The sequence below is a fragment of the Methylococcus sp. S1M genome, from assembly GCF_051295855.1.
Taxonomy (GTDB): Bacteria; Pseudomonadota; Gammaproteobacteria; order Methylococcales; family Methylococcaceae; genus Methylococcus; species Methylococcus capsulatus.
This window is the reverse complement of the sequence record NZ_JBPDXO010000003.1, coordinates 98,367-117,033: the sequence shown is the minus strand read 5'-3', so window position 1 is coordinate 117,033 and position 18,667 is coordinate 98,367. Positions and strand designations below refer to the sequence as shown.

Genomic DNA, 18,667 nt, shown 5'->3' with positions numbered 1-18,667 from the left:
GCGTTCCAAGACGATAATACAGCCGTTCGTTCGCCGATCGGGCCGGCGGGTCGCCGTGATCCAAGGCGGAAATCTTGAGGACCTGGTGGAGGGGATATCATGGGCGGGAAATTCGATTCCTTGTTTTCGGGTAGCGCGGCGTCGCCGCAGCGCCGCATTTTCCGGCGCATCGCCGGTGTGCTCGCGTTCATCGTGCTGGCGTCGTCGTTGCAGGCCGCCACGGCGGCGAAAGTCAAATCGTCGAAGGTCAGGGCCACGCCGACGCCGAAACCCACGGCGACGCCAACACCGGCTCCCACGCCGACCCCGGTTTCGTCGCCGACTCCGACGCCCACACCCGCGCCGGGTGCCACCATCACCGGTTCGGTCTTCGTAGCCATGGAGCCGTACGACATCATCGTCGGAAATCAAGTTCAGCATATTAGTTTGAGTGGGAAGTCATTCACTTTCGACTTCGGGGGCTCGGTTCCTTTCGTCAATCCGAACATCGGCATCGCCGACTTCGATACGATCAACTATTGGGATTCCGCGGCAGGCAAGGCCAAGGTCATCAACGGCTGGACCATCACCGATGCTGGTATTTCGGGACGGGTATTCAAGACCAACGGCTATACGGCCATCGGCTACAAGGCAGGGGATGGCGTGGTGGAAGGGGCGCTCAGAACCCAGCTCAACAGCTATTACGTTCCCTCCCGGCGACGGTTCGTTTGGGACTTGTGCGTTCGATTCGGTGGGGCGGACTTAACAAAGCCGTGGACATTCATGCCCCGCGACAGCCATCCAGGGCTGATTTGGCAGATCAAACCGGATGGTTCTCCTCCTTCGATCGGAATGGTGGTCGACACCGATCCGACCAACAGTCAGCGGTTGGCGATACATATCGACGGCAGCATAGGTCCGGAGCTCAAGCACGAGCGGCTTGGAATGATCACGGGATTGTTGCCGCAGCAGGACATCAATATTGTCATAGACGCCTATCTCGATGACCGTCCCATTGCGAGCGGCGGGCAAGGTTATTTCAAGGCGTGGATCAATGGCACTCTGGTCGCCAATGCGGTTGGCGCAACGCTGGTCCCAAACGCCTCGTCTCCGCACTATTGGTCTATGGCGATGTACCTGTACAACGATACCACGCCACTGCAGTTCGATTATTTCGGATATTGGAAGCGGGCGCGGATGATCGTGCCGAACTGATCTTTCCTTTCCATGGATTATCGAAGGAGCAACAGCCGATCGATGGACAACGGGAGCAAGCGGCCGCGCATCCTCGCGGTTGCTTCCGGCGGCGGGCACTGGATGCAGTTGATGCGGCTCCGGGATGCCCTCCTCGGCGGCGACATGGCATTCGTAGCGACCCATTTTCCGGATTATCGGAAAAGTATCCCGCCGGGCGCGCGGTTTTATCTGGTAACGGATGCCAACAAGAAGGATTGGCTGCGGGGAGCGCTGCTGATCTGCGAATTGTTCTGGATCATTCTCCGCGAGCGGCCCGACGTCGTGATCTCGACCGGTGCCGCGCCAGGCTATTTCGCTTTGCGTTTCGGCAGGCTGCTGGGGGCGCGTACCGTCTGGGTCGACAGTATCGCCAACGTGGGCAGGATGTCGCTGTCCGGGCGCCTCGCGCGCCGCTATGCGGATTTGTGGCTGACCCAATGGGAGCACCTCGCGCGCCCCGAAGGGCCGCATTACATCGGAGCGGTCCTTTGATTTTTCTGACGGTGGGTTCCCAGGTACCGTTCGACCGGCTGTCCCGCTCCGTCGACGCTTGGGCCGCAAGGAATCCTCAGGCGGAAGTCTTCGGGCAGATCGGCCGTACCGCCTGGCGGCCGGCAGCTATGCAATGGGCCGAGCTGCTGAGTGCGGACGAGTACGTGGAGCTCTTGAAGCGGGCGAGAGTGATCGTCGCGCATGCCGGCATGGGAACCGTCATCAGTGCGGCCGAGCACGGCAAGCCCCTGATCGTGATGCCGCGGCGTGCCGATCTGGGGGAGCACCGCAACGATCATCAGGAATTCACGGCGAAGTGGCTGATGACTCGTTCCGGCATCAGCGTCGTTCACGGGGAGGACGAACTTTGGCAATTGTTGGACAAGGCCGGTACGCTCGTGCCTCCAGGCGGCCTGGGTTCGGAATCCCGCGAGCGGATGGTCACGGTTCTACGCGAGTTCATTTTCGAGGGCGTAAAGCCTTTTCGATAGCCTCACTCAAGCCTGCCAGGGGTCGGTCGAGCCCGTAGCATCAGCGGTACGCGGTGGTTCGGCAGAGGCGGTTTCTCTCTTGGGGCTCTGCCGCCAGAGTCCCCCGGTGGCAAAGCATCCCCATCCCCAGCGCAGCCAGTCGAGCAGCGCGTAGGCCAGCCACAGGGCCCAGGCCAGCATGAGCAGCCGGTAGGCAAACAGCGGTACCGAGATGACCCAGGGCCGGGGCAACATGGGGCCGCTCCGGTCCGTGTACCAGTTGAGCCGATAGGCGTTGGAGTCATAGCCCGTGATTCCCATGTCGGGCAGGCCGAGCAGCCCTCGATGCACGGCTGACAGCAGGATACTCAGCGCCAGCACGGTGAGGATGGCAAGGCCCGTCTGGACGAGGTTGAAGTGCTCCGGCTTGAGCGGCATGTTCGCGCTTCGGCGCCAGTTCAGAGCCACGATCCAGCCGGCGACGACGAGGCTCGCCAAAAGGGGGACCTGGCTCAGGCCGACCAGCAACAGCAGCCAGTGGCGGATCTCGAGCGGCAACCGGTTCAGCCACGTTCCCAGGGCGAACGCGGCGACGACTATCACCCCCAGTGTGCCCCAGAACAGCACGGACGGTCCCCAGGGCGGACCGCCGACCAGGAGGATCCAGCGGTCCTGGCCGAGTTCGATGCCGGTTCGGCTGTTCGTACTGGCGCTGCCCAGGTCGACCGCCGGCGCCACGGTGCGCAGCCCGATTCCGGCCGGTATGCGCCACGCCAGCCGGACGGTCTGTTCCCCGGGATGCAGTGGTACGGCGACGGCGCGCCCATTCTGGCGGATGGGTTGGGCGGTGCCGTCGATTTCGGCCGATTGCAGCTCGGCGCCCTCCGGCAGGGTGACGCTGTGTTGGCCACCTTTCGCGCTGCGGATGCTCAGCGCCAGTTCGGAGTCGGTTGCACGGCCGCCTGGCCGGGTCTGAAGCGTGCTGCTTTCGATCGTCAGTGCGTTGCCCGGCAGGGGCGGCGGGCGGCTGATCTGCAGGGTCACCGTCTCCCCCGGCCAGGGGCGCCATTCAGGCAGCCAGTTGCCTCCGGCATCCTGATGATGGACCACGGGGATGCCGCTCGTTTCGACGTGCCAGACCGGGCTGGTGTCGAGGCGCCAGATTTCGGTCCAGTCGTCGGTCTGCGGCGCGCGCAGTTCCAGGCTGCCGGTCCTGTCGAGGGTCGATTCCCAGCTCGTATCGACGATGCCGGGCGGCAGATGAATCCGCACGCTTCCATTTTCGGCCGCGATTCCCGGCGAGATGACCGCCTCGCCGGGCAGCAGCGGAATGGTCAGCGCCACCGGCGCGTCAGAGGGCGATAGCCGTGCCACTCGAGTAGCGACGCGCCAGTCCAGTCCCAGCCGCAGGGTGCGTTCGACCGTCAGGAATACCGGCAAGGGGGCGTCGTCGCTGCGTAGTTCCGGGGAGGTTCCGCTGCTTTTGCGGACGAGCTGGAGCTGGGGTTCGGGCCTGCCGTTCGGGTCGATTCCGACGATCTCCCATCCCTCGCTGTCGACGTCTACCCGGTACGGGCGCAAGGGTAGAGGAAGGTCTATGCTGGGAAGGTTCGGCAAGGGGCCCGACAGATCGACGCGATGGATGCCGGGGTCCAGCATCAGCCAGAGGGTGCCTGCCGGGTCGGCATAGGGACCGGTGGGCGGGGCGCCGTCGACCCGGATGCTGGACGGTATCCACTGCGCCGACCGTACCGGCAACGGGATGGCGACGCGGTCTTCCGCATGCGCTTCGAGAGTCATGGCCAGCTCGCCGCGGCCGAGCCTGAGCTTCATCCGCTGGATCTGGGCGCATTCCGTTCCGCATTCCGGTGCCGCAAGGATGCGCATCCGGAGTTCGTCGAGCAGTGCCGGCGGCGGGAATTCAGCGGCGTGGCCGTCCGGCGCGGCGAACAGGGCCAGCGGCAACAGGATCAGCCCGGAAACGCCGGGTTTCGTTCGCCAGCCCAGGAGCAGCAGAACGGTCACGGCAAGCAGCGCCACCCTCGAGACATTCAGGCCGCGGTTGGCCCAGGGCGGGATCAGCAGCAGCCGGAGCTCTTGCTCCGCCAGCACCGGTCCGTTCCAGTTCAGCGCTATCAGGTTCCAGTCCCATTGCGGCAGGCCGGGGCCGGTCTGGGCGAGGGCCTCGGGATCGATGGTTCGGGTCAAGCCGGCGGGTGGCGGGGTGTGGGGTTCCGCAAGCGAGCCCGACTTCTGCTGCAGCGCCGCCGCCGGGGCGGCCGGTGCGCCGGCCTCCGGCTCCGCCGCCCGGTCGCCGTAGTCGAAGGAGAGGGCATGCGGCTCGAGTTGCGGATAAAGGCTCAGCCGAAGCTGTTGCACCGCGAACGGCAAGCTTGCGATCGCCAGGGCGGCCAGGACGATCACCCGGACGACGCGCAGCGCCGAGGCGAAGCTGCCGGAAGGAATGACCCGGCTCAGGGCGGTAACCCCGAGCAGCCAGAGCCACACGCTTTGCGGCGCATCCGATTCGTGCCAGGTGAGGGCGAGGGTGAGAAGTGTGACGGTTCCGGCAGGCCATCCCCATAGCCGCGCGGCCGCGAGGGCGGTGATGAGGACCAGGAACAGGTCGAGCAGGGACCAGCGGCCGACCCAGGAGTCCGGGGCATGGTCGGCACCCGGTGCGGCGAAGAGGCGCCACCCCGGCGGCAGATGGAGTTCGGCGGCCGCGCTCACGAAATCGGCGTTCCAGCCCGTTGCGGGCAGCGAGGACATACCGGCTTCCCAGCGGCTTTCCGCCTGCAGGTTGAGCTCGCCTCTGCGGATTTCCACGCCACCGGGGCCGGCCTCGAGACGGGTGATGGTCTGGGGTTGGCCGTCCACCGTCACCCGTCCCGGCACCATGGTGGGCGCCGCGTCCAGGCGCCAGCTGCGGCTGACCCGGCCGGAAATGTCATCCAGGATGGTGAGACCCTGTCCGGAAAAATCCAGCCAAAGCGTCCGGCGGATGTGTAGCGCATCGGGTTCCGGCTCCGGGTCGCCCCGCCGGACCTGATCCAATCGCAAGGCGGTGCCGGGGACCATGGCGTAGGTCGGCAGCGTCCGGTATTCCTCAGGGAGCTGCGTCAGCCGCGGATCGACCGGGGGCGCGCCGGAAACTTCGACGACGCGAATCGAGCTGTCGGCGGCGAACGACCACAGTTCTTCCCCCGGCCACGGCGCCGCGAAAACGGGGAGGGCAATCTCTCGCAAGTCCCGTGTGGCCCGGCTGGTGAGGCCGACTTTCCAGTGGCCGGGGCGCAGTTGCAACCGGAGGCGTCCGTCCGGGTCGATGCGGGCGGGGAGCGGGCTGTCCAAGGAGAGTGGCACGAAACCGGGCAGCACGGAACCTTCCAGCAGGACCTCGCGTGCTTCACCCGAGACGTCGAGTTCGAGCCGGGTCGAGATTTCCATCGGAACGGCGTCTCGCAGCAGGCGGACGACCTCGAGCCTGAGTGGCGAGGTTTCCGGTGCGGAGCCTTCAGGGGGCTTGCGCAGCCAGATTTGGCCCTGTTCGTCGACGAACGGAAACGCTGTCGCGCGACCGTCGACGCTGAGCCGGACCAGACCGGTTTCGCCGGGAAGGCGCAGGGTGTCGGGCAGGGTGGCCCAGGCGAAGCGCCCGGCTATGGTGTGAGCGCCGGGCGGCAGCCGGACACCGGGAACCGCGTTGCGGGCCGAGACGGTCGCCGGTTTGCCGTCCATCTCGACCGCCAGCGGCCAGGACTGAGGATCGCCGGGGAGGGGCACCCAGACGTCGGTGAAGCTCCGCCAGCGGCTGCGGAAGCTGCCGCCCCTTTCGTGGAGTTCCAGGTCCAGTTCCCCCGGCCAAGCGCACCGGCGTTCTCCGGGCTGCTCCAGGAGATGCGGGCAGGCATCCGTCTCGTGGCCGTGGAGCGCCCAGGGTATCCAGGGTTTGAGGGCTTCCGGCACGTCTGGCGGGTTCGGCGGGCCGCTCCAGGCGGGGACGGCGCAGGCCAGCAGGACCCAGAATGCGATGTGTCGAACCATTGGAGCGCTCCTCACCGGTGATGCCCCCGACTTTAGGCGTAGCGGAGGCAAGGGGCAAGAGCGTTGAAACTCAAGTTTCCCGCAGCGCGGCCTCGGTCTTCTCGTGGACGCCGCCGAAACTCCCGTTGCTCATGAAGACCACGTGGTCGCCCGCCCGGCATTCCTGCCGCAAGCGTTCCACGATCGCGCCGATGCTGTCGCAGGTGACGATGCGGTCCGAAGCGGAGCTGACTTTCGCCAGGTCCCATCCGAGGTCGGGGGCCTGGTAAAGGATGGCGAGGTCGGCGGGCGCGAGGGACGCGGCGAGCGTGTCGGCGTGGACGCCCATGCGCATGGTGTTGGAGCGCGGTTCGACGACCGCGATGACGCGCGCGCCATCGACCCGCGCGCGCAGACCTTCGAGCGTCGTTGCGATCGCCGTGGGGTGATGGGCGAAGTCGTCGTAGAGGGTGATGCCGCGGACCTCGGCGCGCACCTCCAGGCGGCGTTTGACGCTCTGGAACCGGCTCAGGGCCGAGATCGCAGCGGCCGGCTCGATGCCGGCATGATGGGCTGCGGCAATGGCGGACAGGGCGTTGAGCATGTTGTGCCGGCCGGAGAGCTGCCAATGGATCGTGCCCTGCCGTTTCCCACGGAACACCACGTCGAACCGGCTGCCGTCTTCGGCCAGCGGGTGCGCCTGCCAGTCGGCGGCGGTGTCCGGCCCCAGGGCGGTTTTCTCGACCGGTGTCCAGCACCCCATCCTGAGCACTTCGGCCAGGTTTTCGTCCCGTTCCGGAACCACCAGCAGACCGTTGCCGGGCACGCTGCGCACCAGGTGGTGAAACTGCCGCTGGATCGCGGCGAGGTCGGGGAAGATGTCGGCGTGGTCGTACTCGAGGTTGTTCAGGATCGTGGTGCGCGGGCGGTAATGGACGAACTTGGAGCGCTTGTCGAAGAACGCAGTGTCGTATTCGTCCGCTTCCACGACGACGAACCGGCCTTCGCCGATGCGGGCGGAAATGCCGAAATTGAGCGGCACTCCGCCGATCAGGAAGCCCGGCTTGTGACCGTCGTGTTCCAGTATCCAGGCCAGCATGCTCGAGGTCGTGGTCTTGCCGTGGGTTCCTGCCACCGCGAGCACCCAGCGTCCCTTGAGGACATGGTTGTAGAGCCACTGCGCGCCGGAGGTATAGGCAAGCCCCATGTTCAGCACCGCCTCGACCTCAGGATTCCCGCGGGACAGCGCATTGCCGATGATGACGAGGTCGGGGACGGGATGAAGGTTGTCCGGGCTGTATCCGTTGCAGAGGTCGATGCCCTGCTGCTCCAGCAGGGTGCTCATCGGTGGGTAGACGTTTTGGTCCGATCCCGTGACGGTGTGGCCGAGCTGGCGGGCCATGATGGCGAGCCCGCCCATGAAGGTGCCGCAGATACCCAGGATGTGAATACGCACTTATCGATGCCTCGGTTTGTTGATCGGAGGGGTGGGGACGGAATCGCCAGGCGGTAGACGCGTGCATCCGGCGATTCGTATTGGGAAATGACCGATTATATCGCCGTATCTTTAGACGGGGTGATATGGGTGCAGCGTCCATGGCGCCAACGGCCCCGGGACGTACTAGAATAACCGGCCCTGACTACCGGGTATTTTTCGTGGAGAGCTCGTCTGATGCCGTCGCATGGCGGTGACGCCAGTGTCGCTTTGATCTGTCGGCGAGGCTCCGGCTGACATGGCCATCTATGCCATCGGCGACGTACAAGGCTGCTATGCGGAGCTGCGGCGCCTTCTGGAGCTGATCCGCTTCGATCCCGCCAAGGACCGCCTGCTGTTCACGGGAGATCTGGTCAATCGCGGTCCCCAGTCGCTGGAAACCCTGCGGTTCATACGGGGACTGGGACCGGCGGCCGCCACGGTGCTCGGCAATCACGACCTGCATCTCCTGGCGGTGGCCTGCGGGGTCTCCCGGGTCAAGCACAAGGATACTTTCGGCGACGTGCTGGAAGCCGCCGACCGGGACGAGTTGCTGGCGTGGCTGCGTACCCGCCCCCTGGTGCACAGGGAAGGCAGCTATTGCCTGGTCCACGCCGGCATCCCCCCCGCCTGGAATGCGGAGACTGCGATGGCCAGGGCCGGCGAGGTGGAAACGGTCCTCGCGGCCGGAGACATCACTGGGTTCTGCCGACAGATGTACGGTGACAAGCCCGACCTCTGGTTCGACGATCTGGCCGGATGGGACCGGCTCCGTTTCATCACCAACGCCTTGACCCGCATGCGCTATTGTGATCGGACCGGACGGCTGGATTTCAGGCAAAAGGGGGCGCCGGGGCGGCAACCCGCGTCCTTGGTGCCGTGGTTCGACGTCCCTGACAGGGTGCCGCCGGGCGCCACGATCGTGTTCGGGCACTGGTCCACGCTCGGCTATTTCGCAGGCAAGGACTGTTACTGCCTGGACACGGGCTGCTTGTGGGGCGGTGAGCTTACCGCGCTGAAATTGGACGGGACGTTGGAGCGACATGCCGTGCCGTCGCTGCACGGGGGATACCAGAAGCCCACCTTGGCGAAATAGCCGCCTCGGGGCCATGAAGCAGCCGCTGTGTCGGATGATAGGCGACATCCCTGTCGATTGCGGCTCGTGCTCGTCGCAAGGTGCTCCATGGGAGGTTATGCATTCCGACGCGAAAGACGGCGCGCCGGAAAACTTGGATCAAGGAGCGTGTTTGTAGGCGGAATTGGCCGCGTCTTCCTCGATGGCTTTGGCGGCAGTGACGTATTTGCCGTGTTCACTGCTCTTGACCATGGCGAGCGTCACGACGACCGCGATGACCAGGCCCGCGATGTAAAACCAGAAATAATCTTTCTCTTCTTTTGCGTCGTTCATGGTTACTCCTCGTATTGTTTTGGTGACGCTGTATTGAGCCAGCGTTGACAATATATAGAGACTCTCGGGGGCCTTCTTTGACGGGGGTCAAGGTTTCGACGGATGCAAGCCGCCGAGGCTGGGCTCATTTCAACTGCGCCAGGGCTTCGGCAATCCGTTCCCGCGAGTCCTCCAGGTCTTCTGGCGCGGCCGCTACCACGGCAGGCAGGCGGGTGATCTCCAGCGTATTGAGGATCAGTTGGCCGGGGGAGTTGAAATACTGCACCCACCACACGTTAGGCAGGCGGGTCAGTGTCACGCGGCAATCGCCGTACCCTCGTGACAGAACGGAAAGGCCCGCCGTCCCCAAGGTGTCGATCAGGAATTTCGAATCTTCCGGTGTCAGCGGCAGCAGCGACAGGTTGATGACATGGGGACGATCGTTCGGGCAGTCTGCCGAATGGTCGAATATCTCGGTCAGCAGCGCGGGCGCGTTCATCAGGCCTTCCGGAAAGGACTGGGGACGGTGCGGCGGCCCATCGACCGTCAGGCGTTCCGCCCACCCGTAGACCGCCTCCGGCACTGGCCCGGTTTCCAGATCGTCCCGTCGCAGTTCACCGTCGACGCGATGCTGAACGCGCCAAACCCCGGCGAATACCGATTCCCGGATCGTCACCCGGTCCCGCGGCGTCACGATCCGTATCAGTACCTCGCCTTCGCCGAGTACTTCGTCGACGAAGCGCCTGGCCGCCGGGTCGCAAGGGGTGAGATCGACGATGCCCGGAGCGCCCCCGAGCCGTTCGATCACCTTCTGCAGCACGGCGCATCCCTCGCCGGTTTCATCCCGGCTCAGCGCGTGCAAGGGTGGCGGCGTGAAGGTCGCCATGGCTTCCGGCATGGGTGGACAGGCGCATTCGGGGTCGTCATGGAGGCGGAAGAGCGGTGTGTTTCCGGTCGCTATGAAAGCAAATTCGTCTTGCATGGTAAGTCCTCGGAGGTGCCGGAGCCCCGGGGGGGCGGGTCGTCTAGCGCGGATCGCCCGGCAGGAAGCGGGCGTCGCCGATGCGGCAGGCTTCTTCGGCCGAGGGTCGCTGACGCTCGTACTGCGTCATGTCCAGGGCGTCGGCCGTGCAGTTTCCTTTGGGCCGGCGCCAGCCGGCCAGGCCGAGTTCTGCGCAGACGGCGAGTATCCGGGCGATGGCCGGTTCGAGTTGGGCCTTGACGGGCGGTGTCAGGCTGCCGCCATAATCCTCCATGTCGACGGGCTGTACGCCCACCAGATGGAGTCGCTCCGGCCCTTGCCCCATCAGCTTGCACAGGGCCAGCACCTCCTGGAAGCTGACCTGGTGCAGGCTGGTCTTGCCCGAATGCAGGTAGGCGGGCACATCCTCGTCCCGGGCTTCGACCAGCGAGGCCGGCGCCAGGCCGAAGTCCACCGCATCGGCGATGATGAGCACGTCGCTTTCCTGGACGTATGGGATCAGTGCCAGCCCCTGGGTGCCGCCGTCCATCACGGTGACGTTCTCGGGGAAGACGTAGTCCCGCTGCAATGCCTGGGCGACGCGCACGCCGAAGCCTTCGTCCGCCCACAGCAGGTTGCCGATGCCCAAGATCAGGACGCGGGGAGGCATCGGATCACGGACGGTCGTCCTTCCATACCCGCCAGCCATCGATCATGGTGGTGGTGACGGACTGGCGCGACAGGTGCTGTTCTCGCACCGCCACGTAGACGTGGATGAGGGTGAAGATCACCAGATACCACATGCCCAGGTGATGCAGGCTGTGGACCTGCTGGCTGCCGCCCAGGGCGGGCAGCACCCAGCCGAAGGCGTTGGCGGCCCAGCTTCCGGCTCCGAGTCCTTCGCCGTACAGGGCGAAGCCGGTCGTGATCATGAAGAGGCTCCCGAGCACATAGAACAGGAACATGGCCAGCCCGGCCAGCGGGTTGTGGCCCGCATGCTTGCCGGGCTCTTCGACCAGAAATAGGTACCAGCGGACCTCGTGCAGCAGCGCCTGCCACCAGTGGACGTCATGGAGGCGTGGCGCAAACAGCTCGCGGGCATACCGGTTGCCCACCAGCGCCCAATAGGCACGGCCGATCAGACCGACGGCCAGCACATAGCCGGCGGAGAAGTGAACGAAGCGGACGTAGCCCATCAGGTAGTGGTCGCTGGCCTCGCCGGCAGTCACCACCGGCGGCCAGGCGATCAAATATCCCGTGACCGCCAACACGACGATGGCGAGGGCATTGATCCAGTGCCACAGCCGTACCGGCTTCTCGTAGACATAGACCGGCCGATCAAAAGTCTCGATGCTCGCCATGGCCGTGCTCCTAAAGTGCTTGCGTCAGCAGCGCCAGCCCCATGGCGCCCATCGCCGCGCCGCAGCCGCGGTACCAGGCCGGCTTCGGCAGCAGCCACCCCCCAAGGATGACGCCGACCAGGTGCAGCAGACCAGTGGCGGTGATGAAGCCGGCGGCATAAGTCCATCGTTCGGCGTCCGCACTGATCTCGGTTCCATGTGCATGGCCGTGGAACAGTGCGAACAGGCCGACCAGGCTCAAGGCGGTGAACTGCGACAGGCGGATCTTGCCCGCCACTAGCAGTCCGAGCAGTACGACCGAGGCGGCAATGCCGGTTTCGGTGTAAGCCAGCGGAATACCGGCGGTGCCCAGCCATCCGCCCAGGCCCATGACGGCCATGAATGCCAGGGGCAGCAGCCACACCCGCTGCGGCGCGACGGTGACCGCCCACAGGCCCACGGCGATCATGGCCAGCAGGTGGTCGGTGCCGAAGAAGGGATGGCTGAATCCGGACACGAAGCCAGCGACGGGATGCATGCCGGTATGCGCGAGCGCGACGGGGCTCAGCGCCAACAGACTTGCCGTTCCGAACCAACGAACAGGATGCATGGTTGTCTCCTTGAATTTGTCCCGGTTTTCGAACGCGCTCAGCGCACCCTGACCCGCGTGACCTCCCGCCCGTCCTTGTCCATGACATGGGTCGAGCAGGCCAGGCAGGGATCGAAGCTGTGCAGGGTACGCAGGATTTCCAGAGGCTGGTCCGGATTCTCCACCTTGGTGTTCATCAGGGATGCCTCGAATGCGCCGATGTTGCCCTTGGGGTCGCGGGGCGATCCGTTCCAGGTGGTGGGCACGATGCACTGGTAGTTGTCGATCTTGCCGTCCTTGATCTTGATCCAGTGTCCCAGCGCGCCGCGCGGCGCTTCCGTCGTGCCGGCGCCCATGGCTTCCTTGGGCCAGGTGTCCGGCTCCCATTTGGCGGTGTTGGCTGTCGCCAGATCGCCTGCCTTGATGTTGCTGACCAGTTTGTCCTGGAAATGCCTCATCAGATGGGCGCAATACTGGGCTTCCAGACCGCGGGCGGCGGTGCGCCCCAGCGTGGAGAACAGCGCGGTCAGCGGCAGGCCGAGATCGGTGAGCAGTTTGTCGACCGGCTCCTTGATTTCCGGGATGCCCTTGGCATAACCGACGATGTAGCGGGCCAGCGGGCCGACTTCCATGGCGTGGCCGCGCCAGCGCGGCGCCTTGATCCAGGAGTACTTGGCGCTTTCGTCCAGGTTCTCGATGTGGGTGCGGGTGCCCTTGGTGTTGCGCCCCAGCGCGAAATTCGGCTGGGTGACGCCGTCGAACGGATGCAGTCCGCGGCCCTCGTCGTCATACTTGTACCAGGAATGGGTGACGAACTCCTGGATCTGCTCGGGGTCCTTCAGGTCGACCTCGTGCACTTCCTTCAGGTTGCCGTTGATGATGGCGCCATGCGGCAGCAGCAGGTTGTTCACCGAGCGGTCGTTGGCCTTTTCCGGAATGTCTCCGTAGGACAGCACATTGGTGGCCGACAGCCCGCCGCCATACAGCCAGTCCTTGTAGAAGCCGGCGATCGCCTGGAGGTCGGGCAGGTAGACCTGTTCGATGAACTCGATGGTCTGGTCGATGATGGAGGACACCAGGTTGAGACGTTCCATGTTGACCGCGCCCACAGCGCCCACGCCGTCCACGTTGATGGCGCAGGGCACGCCACCGACCAGCCAGTTCGGGTGCGGGTTCTTGCCGCCGTAGACGGTGTGGATCTTGACGATTTCCTTCTGGAAATCCAGGGCCTCGAGATAGTGCGCCACCGCCATCAGGTTGGCTTCCGGCGGCAACCGGTAGGCGGGGTTGCCCCAGTAGCCGTTGCCGAACGGGCCGAGCTGGCCGCTCTCGACGAACTTCTTCAGCCGGCTGGCGATGTCGTGGAAATAGCCCGGCGACGACTTGGGCCAGGGCGAAATGCGCTGTGCCAGTTCGGAGGTGGCTTTCGGATCGGCCTTGAGCGCGCTGACCACGTCCACCCAGTCCAGCGCGTGCAGGTGGTAGAAATGCACGAGATGGTCGTGGGCCTGCAGGGTGAGCTGCATGATGTTGCGGATGGAGTTGGCGTTCTCCGGGATGGCGATCCCGAGCGCGTCCTCCACCGCCCGTACCGAGGTCAGGGCGTGGGTACCGGTGCAGACACCGCAGATCCGTTCGGTGAAGGCCCACGCATCGCGCGGGTCGCGGCCCTTCAGGATGACCTCCAGTCCGCGCCACATGGTGCCGCTGGAGACCGCGTTGCGGATGATGTTGTCGTCGTCCACATTCACTTCGCAGCGCATATGGCCCTCGATGCGGGTGACCGGATCGACCACGATCCGCTTGCCGGCGTCGTTGAGGGTGAAACCGTTGGGTGTTTGAATGGCAGTCATGGTGCTCCCCGATCCTTATTCTTGAGTTTCTTTCTCGTGGTCTTTCTTCTTGGCGATCGAGATGGCGGCATGCGCCGCGATGCCTGCGCCCACGGCGCCGGCGGCGACCAGCCCGACCTTGTCGGCATTGGCCTCGACGCCGAACGTATTGAGTTCGGTGACGCGGTCGTAGAACGAGCCCTTGTCCCAGAAATTCTCCTCGGAACAGCCGATGCAGCCGTGGCCGGACTGGATCGGGAAGGAGACGCCATTGTTCCAGCGTACCGTCGAGCACGCGTTGTAGGTCGTCGGCCCCTTGCAGCCGACCTTGTACAGACAGTAGCCCTTGCGCGCGGCCTCGTCGTCCCATTGCTCGACGAACTGGCCGGCGTCGAAGTGGGGGCGGCGGTAGCATTTGTCGTGGATGCGCTGGCCGTAGAACATCTTGGGCCGACCCTGGGCATCGAGTTCGGGAATCTTGTCGAAGGCCAGCATGTAGGTCACGACGCCGGTCATGACCTCGGCGATGGGCGGACAGCCGGGCACCTTGATGATGGGCTTGTCGGTGATGACCTTGTGGATCGGCGTGGCCTGGGTCGGGTTGGGGCGGGCCGCCTGCACGCAGCCGTTGGAGGCGCAGGATCCCCAGGCGATGACGGCGGCGGCGTCCTTGGCGGCATAGCGCAGCCGTTCGACGAAGGGTTTGCCGCCGACGATGCAGAACATGCCGTCCTCGTTCAGCGGCGGGTTGCCCTCCACGGCCAGGATGTAGCGGCCTTTGTACTTCTGCATGGTGTCTTCCAGCATGGCTTCCGCCTGGAAGCCGGCGGCCGCCATGAGGGTGTCGTCGTAGTCCAGCGAGAGCATGGACAGCACCACGTCCTTGGCCAGCGGGTGGGCCGAACGGATGAAGGATTCGGAACAGCAGGTGCATTCCAGGCCATGCAGCCACAGCACCGGCGTGCGCGGCTTGGTCTCCATGGCGTGGGCGATCGTGCCGATGAATTCCGGCCCCAGTGCGAGGGCCGATGCGGTCAAGCCGCAGAACTTGAGAAAACTGCGCCGGGTCACCCCTTGGCGGCGCATCACATCGTAGAACGTGTCCGGGCGTGCGGTCGTAGCCATGCTTCCTCCTCGAAGCCTGTAATCAGCCATTGGGGTCCGACGCGCCAGCCCTGCTATGGCTCACTCGCCGGTCTTATCGTTGTCGATGACGGTTAAACCTTACTGGAAACATGGGAAATGCTTTCTACGAGGTTTGGGGGACGATGTCAATCGTGGAGAGATGAAAACGAGGCCCGGCCTACCGTAATCCGGCTGTCTCGTCCGGCCTGGGCATGTCCACCCCCAGGCTGATCACGAAGCTCGAGGCTTCCTCGATCGTCATGTGGGATCGCTTGATCCTCGATTCGTGGAGAATCACGGTGAAGCCGGAGGTGGGGTTGGGAGAGGTCGGTACGTAGATCACGTACCGGTCCCCGATCCGGTTGGTCACGAAGGCCGGGACCCACAGACCCTCCTTCGGGTATTCGATGTAGACGACCTCCCGCAGCTTGGTCGATCCATCGCCACGGAAGATGTTCACCAGTTTCTGCGTCACTCGGTAAAGGGTACCCAGGAGCGGGATGCGGATGACCAGTTTTTCCACGAAATAGAGCAGGTGTGCCTTGCCGTGCTGCAGCAGGTAGCCGAAATAGGTGAGGAACAGGACGGCCGCGGTGAACATGACGCTCGGGATGAACAGGTTCCGGTAACTGCTGAAAAAACTCACCACGAAGTCTCTCAACAGGTTTTCCACATAGATCACGACCTGCAGGACGATGACGATGGGAAGGACGCCCAGCACGCCGATCAGAAAGTAATGCAGAATGCGCTGTGCCGACTGTTTCATGAACGGATCTCCAGGGGACGGTGGCGACTGAGGATACCAGCCGTCCTCTTTCGCCGCGAGACCGCCTGCCGCAGCGCAATGGTGACTTTCGGGTTCCCGGCGTGGTCGAACGTTATAATCCCGGCACAGATCACCGTCTGCTGCAGCGCTTTTCGGGCGGTCCGCGGCATCCGTCGGGTGAAGCCGACGACAAAGGGAGTATCGATGGTTTTTGAACGCAGGCTGGCAGGGGTGAACCGGTGACCGGACTGGTCCGGTTCGACCGTGTGTCGGTGGCTGTGCAAGGGCGCACGATTCTCCGCGCACTGAGCTTCGACATCCGCGAAGGCGAGAAGGCGGTGTTCAAGGGCAAATCGGGCTCGGGCAAGAGCACGGTGCTCAAGACCCTGCTGGGGGTGTATCCAGTGGCGGACGGTGAGGTCCGTTTCGCGGGCAGGCTCCTCGACCGGGACACCGTCAGCGCGATTCGTGCCTGTGCGGCCTACATCGGCCAGGAGCCCGTGTTGGGCGCCGACACGGTGCGGGAGGCCCTGCTGCTGCCCTTCGGCTTCAAGGCCCATCGCGGCAAGGCGCCTTCCACCGGCAGGCTGGCCGAGATCCTGGGCCGGCTCGGCCTCGCGCCGTTGATCCTGGATCAGCACTGCAGCCGGATTTCCGGTGGCGAGAAACAGCGCATCGCCGTGGCTCGCGCCCAGCTCCTCGGCAAGCGGCTCTATCTGCTGGACGAGGTGACTTCCGCCCTGGACCCGGAAAGCAAGCGGGCGGTGCAGGACTTCTTCAGCGATCCAGCGCTCACCGTATTGTCGGTGGCGCACGATCCGGACTGGATCGCCCGGTGTGATACCGTGTTCGAATTGCAAGACGGGCGTCTGACGGCAGCGGGATGATGGACACGGTCGACATATCCCCGACGAGAATGATGCTGCTCTACGGCATCGCCGTGCTGCCCTGGCTGCTGCTGTGGAGCGCGGGGTTGCATCTCGCGCGCGAACTGTGGCTGAGCATCGTCCGGATGAGCGTGCAACTGGCGCTGGTCGGCATCTATCTCAAATACCTGTTCGAGATCAACGCGCCGGCGCTCAACGTCCTGTGGATCGTGGTCATGCTGGTGGTGGCCGATTTCACCATTCTCCGCCGGGCGGGTCTCCGCATCAGGCATTTTTTCCTTTCGACGCTTGCGGCCATCGTGGCCGGAACGGCGTTCTCGGTGGCTTATCTGCTGCTTCTGGTGATCCGGCCGGAGCCGATCTACGACGCGCGTTATCTGGTGCCGCTGGCCGGCATGATCCTCGGCAACTGTCTGCAGGGCAACGTGATCGGGCTGGAGCGGTTCTACTCCGCGATCCGGAAAAACGAGAACGAATACCTTACCTATCTGCTGCTGGGTGCGACCCGCCGCGAAGCGGTACGGCCATATTTCCGCGAGGCGCTCAAGGCTTCCGTCAACCCGACGTTGGCTAGCATGGCGACCCTCGGACTGGTCTCCCTGCCGGGCATGATGACCGGCCAGATACTCGGCGGCAGCGAACCCTGGGTGGCGGTGAAATACCAGATCGCCATCATGCTCTGCATCTTCGCCAGCATGAGCCTGGCTGCCGTGCTCAACCTCTCACTCAGCCTGCGCTTCGCCTTCGACGAGTTCGGCGTGCTGCGGGAGGCGGTTTTCCGACGACACTGAAGGGTTGATGGTCCGCGTTCCCCCGGCTTTTCTCATGGACGGAGTCAATGGGCAGGTTGCAGGCGGTAACCGCTCAGGGTGTCGGCGAAGTGCTGCAACCAGGGCAGGTCGCTTTGTTTCGCCTGGAGGCACCAGGCGCGCAGGCGTTCCAGGCGCTCCTCGTGGCTCGTGAACGAGTCGGTCCATACTGCCTTGAGCTGCTGCTTGAACTGGAAGATCGTCGCCAAAGTTTGGCTATCTTCCAGCATCCGGCTGAAATTGTGCCAGGCGGCCGGGTCCGCCTTGATGTATTCGCGCAGCAACAAGGGACGTGTCTGTCGGAGTAGGCGTCGACCGGCTTTCGGCGATTTCGCCTGCTCCGACCGCAATACCGGGACGATGACGCGGCGGCCGTATAGGCTCAGGACGTGCGCACGGTTGCGCAGCACGGCTTTGACGGTGTCCATGTCGACGGACGGTTCTGCCGTATGGATGATGGTCTTGGGGGGCATGTTTCTGATCTTGGCCAGCTTCAGGAGGGTCATCAGCCGGATATACAGCCAGCCGATGTCGATTTCCCATCGGCGGCTGGAAAACTTTGCCGACGCCGGGTAGGCATGGTGGTTGTTGTGGAGCTCCTCGCCGCCGATGATGAAGCCGATGGGCCACAGATTGGTGGACGCATCGGGGGTTTCGAAATTGCGGTAGCCCAAATGATGGCCGAGACCGTTGACGACGCCGGCCGCCCAGAACGGAATCCACAGCATCTGTACCGCCCACACCGCCAAGCCCGCGACGCCGAACAGGAGCAGGTTCAAGGCCAGCATCAGCGTGATCCCCAGGTCGGGAAAGCGGCTGTACAGCTTGCGTTCCAGCCAGTCGTCCGGCGTGCCGTTGCCGAACTGGGCCAGGGTCGCGGTGTTCCTCGCTTCCTTGCGATACAGCATCCAACCTCGCAGCAGGACGGTGAATATGCCGAGGCATTGGGGGCTATGCGGGTCGTCCGGGGTCTCGCAGCGCGCGTGATGCTTGCGATGGATGGACACCCATTCCTTGGTCACGGTCGCCGTGGTCAGCCAGAGCCAGAAACGGAAGAAATGGCTGGCCAGGGGATGCAGGGACAGTGCCCGGTGGGCCTGGTGACGGTGCAGGAAGATGGTGACGCTGACGATGGTGACATGTGTCAAAGCCAGGGTCGCGAACAACAGCGGCCAGAAGGAAAGATGCGTTAAACCATGTGACATAGAGTACTGGACCTGTGCGGATCGGTTGCGCTTGCCGACGATGAGGCGCCGGCGAGGTGGAGGGGAGGTACTTTCACTGCGGCGTACCG

17 protein-coding genes are annotated in these 18,667 nt (G+C 64.5%); 6 read left to right on the top strand and 11 right to left on the bottom strand.

Features of this window, described 5'->3' with window-relative positions:
* Positions 1-99 precede the first annotated feature (99 nt).
* From ACSHWJ_RS07045 to ACSHWJ_RS07035, 3 genes are read left to right on the top strand one after another with little or no spacing between them, the layout of a single operon-like run.
* Positions 100-1,194, top strand: coding sequence for a hypothetical protein (locus ACSHWJ_RS07045; RefSeq protein ID WP_010959524.1), 1,095 nt, complete (start codon positions 100-102; stop codon positions 1,192-1,194).
* Between the two features lie 42 nt (positions 1,195-1,236).
* Positions 1,237-1,707, top strand: a complete 471-nt coding sequence (locus ACSHWJ_RS07040) for a hypothetical protein (RefSeq protein WP_017366008.1) — start codon at positions 1,237-1,239, stop codon at positions 1,705-1,707.
* Entirely contained in the window at positions 1,704-2,198 is a 495-nt protein-coding gene (locus tag ACSHWJ_RS07035; RefSeq protein WP_432539538.1) for a glycosyltransferase, read from the top strand. Before ACSHWJ_RS07040 ends, ACSHWJ_RS07035 begins: the two co-directional genes overlap by 4 nt.
* 6 nt (positions 2,199-2,204) lie before the next feature.
* On the opposite strand, the gene ACSHWJ_RS07030 is transcribed toward ACSHWJ_RS07035, so the two are convergent.
* Together ACSHWJ_RS07030 and mpl are read right to left on the bottom strand one after the other, a co-directional pair.
* Positions 2,205-6,224 (bottom strand): hypothetical protein, encoded by a 4,020-nt coding sequence (locus ACSHWJ_RS07030; RefSeq protein WP_432539537.1) that lies wholly within the window; start codon positions 6,222-6,224, stop codon positions 2,205-2,207.
* A gap of 70 nt (positions 6,225-6,294) precedes the next feature.
* Positions 6,295-7,659: a UDP-N-acetylmuramate:L-alanyl-gamma-D-glutamyl-meso-diaminopimelate ligase gene (gene mpl / locus ACSHWJ_RS07025; RefSeq protein WP_010959526.1), complete on the bottom strand. Its 1,365-nt coding sequence runs from the start codon at positions 7,657-7,659 to the stop codon at positions 6,295-6,297.
* Positions 7,660-7,936: 277 nt separating this feature from the next.
* On the opposite strand from mpl, the gene ACSHWJ_RS07020 reads away from it, so the two are divergent.
* Positions 7,937-8,773: a symmetrical bis(5'-nucleosyl)-tetraphosphatase gene (locus ACSHWJ_RS07020; protein WP_218796808.1), complete on the top strand. Its 837-nt coding sequence runs from the start codon at positions 7,937-7,939 to the stop codon at positions 8,771-8,773.
* Between the two features lie 138 nt (positions 8,774-8,911).
* Here ACSHWJ_RS07020 and ACSHWJ_RS07015 read toward each other — a convergent pair whose 3' ends face one another.
* The 8 genes from ACSHWJ_RS07015 to ACSHWJ_RS06980 form a co-directional block, all read right to left on the bottom strand.
* Positions 8,912-9,085, bottom strand: coding sequence for a hypothetical protein (locus tag ACSHWJ_RS07015; RefSeq protein WP_198323211.1), 174 nt, complete (start codon positions 9,083-9,085; stop codon positions 8,912-8,914).
* A gap of 124 nt (positions 9,086-9,209) precedes the next feature.
* Positions 9,210-10,046: a hydrogenase expression/formation protein gene (locus ACSHWJ_RS07010; RefSeq protein WP_218796809.1), complete on the bottom strand. Its 837-nt coding sequence runs from the start codon at positions 10,044-10,046 to the stop codon at positions 9,210-9,212.
* A 43-nt stretch (positions 10,047-10,089) separates the two neighbouring features.
* Complete coding sequence (locus ACSHWJ_RS07005) at positions 10,090-10,695, bottom strand: HyaD/HybD family hydrogenase maturation endopeptidase (protein ID WP_010959530.1); 606 nt, start codon at positions 10,693-10,695, stop codon at positions 10,090-10,092.
* A 4-nt stretch (positions 10,696-10,699) separates the two neighbouring features.
* Positions 10,700-11,386, bottom strand: coding sequence for a Ni/Fe-hydrogenase, b-type cytochrome subunit (gene cybH / locus ACSHWJ_RS07000; RefSeq protein ID WP_017366015.1), 687 nt, complete (start codon positions 11,384-11,386; stop codon positions 10,700-10,702).
* Positions 11,387-11,396: 10 nt separating this feature from the next.
* Entirely contained in the window at positions 11,397-11,975 is a 579-nt protein-coding gene (locus ACSHWJ_RS06995; RefSeq protein WP_218812130.1) for a HupE/UreJ family protein, read from the bottom strand.
* 38 nt (positions 11,976-12,013) lie between these two features.
* The gene (locus tag ACSHWJ_RS06990; RefSeq protein WP_218800788.1) at positions 12,014-13,807 is read right to left on the bottom strand and encodes a nickel-dependent hydrogenase large subunit; all 1,794 of its coding nucleotides are present in this window, start codon (positions 13,805-13,807) and stop codon (positions 12,014-12,016) included.
* Between the two features lie 15 nt (positions 13,808-13,822).
* A complete protein-coding gene (locus tag ACSHWJ_RS06985; protein ID WP_017366018.1) occupies positions 13,823-14,911 on the bottom strand; it encodes a hydrogenase small subunit in 1,089 nt (362 codons plus the stop codon).
* 178 nt (positions 14,912-15,089) lie between these two features.
* Positions 15,090-15,677 (bottom strand): DUF502 domain-containing protein, encoded by a 588-nt coding sequence (locus ACSHWJ_RS06980; RefSeq protein ID WP_010959535.1) that lies wholly within the window; start codon positions 15,675-15,677, stop codon positions 15,090-15,092.
* Between the two features lie 239 nt (positions 15,678-15,916).
* On the opposite strand from ACSHWJ_RS06980, the gene ACSHWJ_RS06975 reads away from it, so the two are divergent.
* A complete protein-coding gene (locus ACSHWJ_RS06975; protein ID WP_010959536.1) occupies positions 15,917-16,564 on the top strand; it encodes an ABC transporter ATP-binding protein in 648 nt (215 codons plus the stop codon).
* Positions 16,564-17,355, top strand: coding sequence for an ABC transporter permease (locus ACSHWJ_RS06970; protein WP_010959537.1), 792 nt, complete (start codon positions 16,564-16,566; stop codon positions 17,353-17,355). Before ACSHWJ_RS06975 ends, ACSHWJ_RS06970 begins: the two co-directional genes overlap by 1 nt.
* A 44-nt stretch (positions 17,356-17,399) precedes the next feature.
* On the opposite strand, the gene ACSHWJ_RS06965 is transcribed toward ACSHWJ_RS06970, so the two are convergent.
* Entirely contained in the window at positions 17,400-18,578 is a 1,179-nt protein-coding gene (locus ACSHWJ_RS06965) for a DesA family fatty acid desaturase (RefSeq protein ID WP_282213625.1), read from the bottom strand.
* Positions 18,579-18,667 lie beyond the last annotated feature (89 nt).